At 65.4% G+C, this 2,062-nt stretch carries 4 protein-coding genes and 1 tRNA gene; 3 read left to right on the top strand and 2 right to left on the bottom strand.

The window, feature by feature from the left end; genetic code table 11:
- Positions 1-194 (bottom strand): NUDIX hydrolase (locus KH616_RS24480; RefSeq protein WP_292253822.1); only part of this gene is annotated, 194 nt, incomplete at its 3' end.
- 140 nt (positions 195-334) lie between these two features.
- Positions 335-411, bottom strand: a tRNA-Met gene (locus KH616_RS24475).
- 185 nt (positions 412-596) lie between these two features.
- Between KH616_RS24475 and KH616_RS24470 the strand changes: the two genes are divergently transcribed.
- From KH616_RS24470 to KH616_RS24460, 3 genes are all read left to right on the top strand, one after another.
- Positions 597-1,094, top strand: coding sequence for a heme-degrading domain-containing protein (locus KH616_RS24470; RefSeq protein WP_292253820.1), 498 nt, complete (start codon positions 597-599; stop codon positions 1,092-1,094).
- Positions 1,095-1,097: 3 nt separating this feature from the next.
- Positions 1,098-1,436, top strand: coding sequence for a multidrug efflux SMR transporter (locus KH616_RS24465; protein ID WP_292253818.1), 339 nt, complete (start codon positions 1,098-1,100; stop codon positions 1,434-1,436).
- 46 nt (positions 1,437-1,482) lie between these two features.
- Positions 1,483-2,062: 3-hydroxyisobutyryl-CoA hydrolase (locus KH616_RS24460; RefSeq protein WP_292253816.1), on the top strand; the 580-nt coding region annotated here is incomplete at its 3' end.

The following is a 2,062-nucleotide window of genomic DNA, read 5'->3' as shown; positions in this document are numbered from 1 at the left end:
CAGTAGCCGTAGCGCGGCTCGATCGCGCGGAGGCACAGCAGTACTTGCTCGCCCCAGACGGGAACCGTGCCGACGACATTGCGTGGATTCTGATAGTGGATCGTGCCGCATTGATCGCAGACGAAGCGCTCGCGATTGTCGCCGGGAGGAATGCGTGCAATGACTTCGTGGCCGCAGACGGAGCAGAATTTCATGTCGAGTGGAGGGGACGAGGTGATGCGAGTGTATCACCGGGGCGGGGCATTCTCGAACGGCCGCTGGCGCGCAAGCCCGGCGTGCCGGAAAAACAAAAAGCCCGGCACAAGGCCGGGCTCTCTGCATGAATCGGGACGCTTGGTTGCGGGGGTAGGATTTGAACCTACGACCTTCGGGTTATGAGCCCGACGAGCTGCCAGACTGCTCCACCCCGCGTCCGTCGAAGAATTGAATTATAGGGGCTTCCCCCAATACGTGCAAGCGTTTTTTGACAATCGGTTTGCCGGGCCGGCGCGGCAGGTGTGTGCGCTAGAATCGTGCGGTTTGTGCCGTCACTCCTGCAGCAGGGCGCGCGATCGGATCGGGGCCCGGCTGTGTCATCTTTTCGCTCTGACAGATACATGGATATCGCTCTCGATCTGCAATCGATCGGCGCGCAGGAACAGGCGCTCGTCTTTTCCCAATTCGATGCCGCACGCGCATGGGCGCTCGGCAACCGGCTGCACGCGCTGGCCACGGCTCGCGGCCATGCGGTCGCGATCGACATTTGCACGTTCGGCCAGCCGCTGTTTTTTGCCGCGCTCGCCGGTACGTCGCCCGACAACGTCGACTGGGTGCGCCGCAAGCGCAACGTCGTCGCGCATTTCCGTCGCAGTTCCTATGCAGTCGGCCTGCGCATGCAGCAGGCCGGCACCACGCTGGCCGACAAGCATGGCCTGCCGGTGGCGGATCATGCCCCGCACGGCGGCGCATTTCCGCTGACGGTCGCGGGTGCCGGCGTGATCGGTTCGGTCACCGTGTCGGGGCTGCCGCAGCGCGCGGATCACGAACTCGTCGTCGAGGCGCTGTGCGCGGAGCTCGGAAAGAACTACGCCGAGCTTGCGCTCGCAAGGAGCTGAGCGATGTCGTTGCCCGGATATGCGTGGCTCGCGATTGCGATCGTGGCCGAAGTGGTCGGTACTTCCGCGTTGCGCGCGGCGGAGGGCTTCACGCGCCTGGGACCGTCGCTGCTCGTCGTGGCGGGCTACGTCACCGCGTTCTACTGCCTGTCGCTGACACTGAAGACGATGCCGGTCGGCATCATCTATGCGGTCTGGTCGGGCGCGGGCATCGTGCTGATCACGCTCGTCGCGATGCTCCTGTACCGCCAGGTGCCGGACGTGCCGGCGGTGATCGGCCTGTCGCTGATCGTCGCGGGCGTCGTCGTGCTGAACCTGTTCTCGAAGATGCAGGCGCACTGACCCGCGCGTCCGCAACCAGCCGTCCGCAACCAGCCGAATGGATCTCATGACCGATACCACTCCCATCGATTCCGCCGAGCCCGATGTGCGCGCCTACGTGGCGAACCGCGTCGGCTTTCTCGAACTGAACCGGCCGAAGGCGCTCAATGCGCTGTCGGTCGGGATGATTCGCACGATGCATGCCGCGCTCGACGCCTGGCGCGACGATGCCGAGGTTCTCGCGGTCGTCGTCTACAGCCCGCACGAGCGCGCGTTCTGCGCGGGCGGCGATGTGCGCTTCTTCCACGACGCGTGGAAGCGCGGCGATCGCGATGCGGTCGACACGTTCTTCATCGAGGAATACGCGCTCAATCACGCGATCTTCACTTACCCGAAGCCGTACATCGCGCTGATGCACGGCGTCGTGATGGGCGGCGGCATGGGCATCTCGCAGGCGGCGCGGCACACGGGCGGCCTGCGGGTCGTGACCGATTCGACGAAGATGGCGATGCCGGAGACGCGCATTGGCCTCTTTCCCGACGTCGGGATGAGCTGGTTCCTCGCGCGCACGCCCGGCGAAATCGGCCGCTATCTCGCGATCACCGGCGCGGCGCTCGATGCGGCGGGCGCACTGTATGCGCAACTGG

Source organism: Burkholderia sp. (genome assembly GCF_018375725.1).
In the GTDB taxonomy this organism is placed as follows: domain Bacteria; phylum Pseudomonadota; class Gammaproteobacteria; order Burkholderiales; family Burkholderiaceae; genus Burkholderia.
The sequence above is the reverse complement of the archived record's forward strand: the minus strand, read 5'-3'. Positions and strand labels throughout refer to the sequence as shown.